This is a genomic window from Streptomyces sp. NPDC013455, from assembly GCF_040632975.1.
GTDB lineage: Bacteria > Actinomycetota > Actinomycetes > Streptomycetales > Streptomycetaceae > Streptomyces.
This window is the reverse complement of record NZ_JBEYCX010000061.1, coordinates 1-3673: the sequence shown is the minus strand read 5'-3', so window position 1 is coordinate 3673 and position 3673 is coordinate 1. Positions and strand designations below refer to the sequence as shown.

The 3673-nt window shown below is 68.2% G+C and carries 3 protein-coding genes and 1 pseudogene; 3 read left to right on the top strand and 1 reads right to left on the bottom strand.

Annotated features, from left to right (window positions below; all coding sequences use genetic code 11):
* Positions 1–625: 625 nt before the first annotated feature.
* Positions 626–1018 carry a helix-turn-helix domain-containing protein gene (locus tag ABZ576_RS34235; RefSeq protein ID WP_360749976.1) on the bottom strand — a complete coding sequence of 131 codons (393 nt, stop codon included), beginning with the start codon at positions 1016–1018 and terminating at the stop codon, positions 626–628.
* Positions 1019–1128: 110 nt separating this feature from the next.
* On the opposite strand from ABZ576_RS34235, the gene ABZ576_RS34230 reads away from it, so the two are divergent.
* From ABZ576_RS34230 to ABZ576_RS34220, 3 genes and pseudogenes are all read left to right on the top strand, one after another.
* Positions 1129–1503 carry a VOC family protein gene (locus ABZ576_RS34230; protein WP_360749973.1) on the top strand — a complete coding sequence of 125 codons (375 nt, stop codon included), beginning with the start codon at positions 1129–1131 and terminating at the stop codon, positions 1501–1503.
* A 31-nt stretch (positions 1504–1534) separates the two neighbouring features.
* Positions 1535–1759, top strand: a pseudogene (locus ABZ576_RS34225) (DUF5958 family protein); the annotation flags it as partial.
* Positions 1760–1855: 96 nt separating this feature from the next.
* Positions 1856–3211 carry an FG-GAP-like repeat-containing protein gene (locus ABZ576_RS34220; RefSeq protein ID WP_360749980.1) on the top strand — a complete coding sequence of 452 codons (1356 nt, stop codon included), beginning with the start codon at positions 1856–1858 and terminating at the stop codon, positions 3209–3211.
* The last annotated feature ends 462 nt before the right edge of the window (positions 3212–3673 follow it).

The window sequence follows — 3673 nt, the reverse complement described above, 5'->3', positions numbered from 1 at the left end:
CTGAACGACGGGGTGTGGGCCGAGTGCGACAACAAGGTGACCGCCACCCCGGTCTCGGCGGCCAAGCCTTCCTGACCCCCCGTCCCCACAAATCGCGCAGCCTGCATGACGATCGCAAGGCTCTGACCTACCCGTCTACGAGGAACTGCCCATCACCACAGGTCATCGACTCAGCGCGCCTTCGGTGCGCTGAGTCGATGACCTGTGGTGATCAATGACACGTCCGCCTGCTGCACCACAGCCGCATCGGGGGAGCCCGTCATCGAGAAAGCCCCAACGACTGGCTGCGGACCGTCCAGTTTCCTGGCCATCACGTCGGTGCCACGATGCCTCACGGCGCCGCTGGCGGTGTCACGTACATCCACGCGATACGACGCGGATACGGTGCCGGTGACCGCGCCGATGATTCCCTCCGCTGTGATACGGGTCCACCTTCAGCCACCCACGCTTTCCTGGCCGTACTTGGCGTTCGGCGAGGATGCTGAATGGACCATGCGCTTCAGGTTGGGGTCTGTGTCCTTCCCGCCGGCACGATGGCGGTGTTGGTCGACATCGCGGCCGTAACTCCTGCTTTTCGCCGTGGGCCCGGCCATGACCGGTCCGGTCGTTCCCACCTTCAGCCACGTCACACCGCGCGGGCGGAGTCGAATCGGCGCCGGGCCTCCTCGATGTGGTCCAGATAGGTGCGGGTCCAGGCGCACATACCGTTGACCGTGGTGCGCAGTGCCTGGCCGGCTTCAGTGAGCCGGTATTCGACACGTGGCGGCACCATCGGATGAACGGTTCTGTCGACCAGCCCGTCCCGTTCGAGGTGCCGCAATGTCTGGGACAGCATCTTGTGACTGATGCCTCCGACCTGCGTCTGCAACTCGGTGAACCGCAGGGTGCGGTCGGCCAGGACATTGATGAGCAACAACGCCCATTTGTTGGCCACACCCGCGAAGATCTCACGGGCCAGCGAGTCGGCGCGGCTGAGATCCGTGTCGGCCGCATCACGGGCGCGGTGCTTGGTTACCACGAGGTGCCCCTCTCACGGAAAGGTGCGTTCTTCCAGCTCGGAGCATACTCTCCTACGGTTAGTCCGTACCTGCTGGAAACCCCGGCAGCCTAACGGACTTCGGAGCAACGGTGATCCTCAAGACGTACGCCCGCCTTTGGGCCGACGACCTGAGCACGACCCTCCCCCTGCTGCAGCGCCTGACGGGAATGCGTCCGGACTTGCACTTCGCCTTCGACGAGATCGAGCTCGCCGCCATCGGTGACTTCCTGGTCATTGCCGGACCTGCCGAGGAGCGCTCCCGGTATGCCCATGCCACGGCCACAGTGATTGTCTCCGACTTGGACCAGGCGCGCGTGGCACTGGGCGAGGCAGGCGCCGAGATCACCACGGAGGAGGCAACCAGCGCAACCGGCCGCTTCCTCTACGCCCGTCATCGGGGCGGAGTGGAGGTCGAGTACGTCGAGTGGAAGCCGGAGGTGCGGCGTCGGATACTCGGCGCGTAGGTGTCGGACGGCTCCTTCGAAGCAGACGGGGTTGTGTGCGAACGGTAGTCGTAAGCAGGCGACTTGCCGGACGAGTAGTTGCTGGTACCCCGTTTCCGACCACTCACCCAGCCAACCCCGGCGGACCACGCACCGGATCGCCCAGGGTCTCCTCACGTTGGACGCTGGTGTGGGCTGGTTCGCCGGCCTGGCCCCGGCACGCCGACGGGAAGTTCTGCGGGAAGTCGCCGACTATACGATGCAGGCGCACATCACAGCGGCGGACGGCGTATCCCGGCCGCGCTCGCGTCTGGGTCCGCGCGACCCACGGCGAGCACCCCCGTCTGCGCGATCACAAGGAGTCCCGACACTCATGCCCGTCCGCACAACGGCTACGCTCGCCACCTTCGTGGTGGCGGGCCTCATCCCCCTCGCTCTGCCCACCGCGGCAGCGAGCGCCGCGCCCGCGCGGCACGGCGACGACTTCAACGGCGACGGGTACCGCGACTACGCGTACTCGAGCTTCAGCGCAAGAGGAGGCGGCGGTGTCACCGTGGTCTTCGGCACTGCCACCGGGCCCGGCCCCAAGCAGCAGCGCATCACTCAGGCGAGCCCTGGCGTACCCGGATCCGACGAGGCCGACGACATGTTCGGCGAGGTGCGGGCCGCCGCGGATTTCGACGGCGACGGTTACGGCGACCTCGCGGTGTCAGCGACCGGCGAGAACCATTTTCAGGGCGCCGTGACGATCCTGTGGGGGTCACCCTCCGGCCTGTCCACGGGTACGGCCCTGCCGAACAAGAACCCGGGTCGCAACAACTACATGGGCAAGGACCTGGCGACCGGCGACTTCAACGGGGACGGCAAGCAGGACCTGGCCGTCATCAACGAGTCCATGACCTACGTCTACCGCGGCCCCTTCAAGCGCACCGGTACCACCGGCACCGTGACCAAGCTCGACAAGACGTCGTCCTTCTACGCCACCGCGCTGATCTCCGGCAAGGTCAACGGCGACAAGAAAACCGACCTCGCGATCATCGGTGACGTGGTCAGCCCCGAATACATCGCGTCCGACGCCTGGTTCATCAAGGGAGGCGCGAGCTCACTCACCCCGGGCAAAAGCCTCCGCCTGGAGTCGGAATCCGGCAATGGCGGCAGCTCCGAACGCGGCGGCGACGGTGTCATCGCCGACTTCGACAAGGACGGCTACGGCGACATCGCCGTCGGCACACCCCTCTACTCGAAGCACAAAGGCCGCGTCAGCGTCTGGTACGGCTCGTCCGCCGGCCCGTCCCGGAGCACCCGCCTCACCCAGTCGACCAATGGCGTCACCGGATCTCCCGAGAGCTGGGACGGATTCGGATCATCGATTTCGGCGGGTGATGTCAACGGCGACGGCTACGCGGATCTCGCGGTCGGCGTGCCGGGCGAGGAGATCGATGACCACGCCTACGCGGGCGGCGTGCACATCTTCAAGGGGCGGGCGGGTGGCCTGTCCGGTGCCGGCTCGCAGTGGTTCGCCCGCAACACGCGAGGCGTCCCGGGTGCGTTGACGGCCGACGAGCAGTTCGGCGGCCTGGTACGGCTGCGCGACACCGACGGTGACGGAACGGCCGACCTGTACGTGAGCGGTGCCGGCGCTCTGCGGCTGCCCGGTTCAGCTGGCGGCATCACCACTGCGGGCGCGACGGAATACCACGCGGCACCCATCGACAGCTTCCTGGAGTGATGTGGCGTAACTGACTCGTGTGACTGCACCAGCTGCTCCCGGGCCTCGCTGATCAACTGCTCGATCCGGGAGCGGAGCGTCCACTGTGGCCCGCCGCCGGGTGCTGTCCGAGCCGCCCGACTGCTGCTCGGCCGCCGTGACGCGCAACTGGCCGGCCATCATGGCGGGTAAGAGGGCCGCCTCTCCGGTCCCGGCCTCGCCGCCCGAGCCCCGGGCCCGCACGCTGCGCGACCGCGTCCAGAGCGTTCTGGACGCGCACGAGGACCCGCTGGACGCGCTCCGAATCCGGGAGCTGGTCGACGCCGAGGGTGGCCGCGAGGTCAGGCTTGGCAGCGTCCGCGACACCCTGACCGCGGTCAGGAACCGACCCACCTCCCCCCCCCGGGGGGGGGGGGGGGGGCGGGGCGGCGCGGGGGGGGGGGGGGCGCCGCCGGCCCCCGCGCCCGGCCGCGGGGGGGTACA

What these genes read in the sequence shown, in the direction of transcription:
- ABZ576_RS34220 (WP_360749980.1), top strand. Translation starts at nt 1,856, where the DNA reads ATGCCCGTCCGCACAACGGCTACGCTCGCCACCTTCGTGGTGGCGGGC.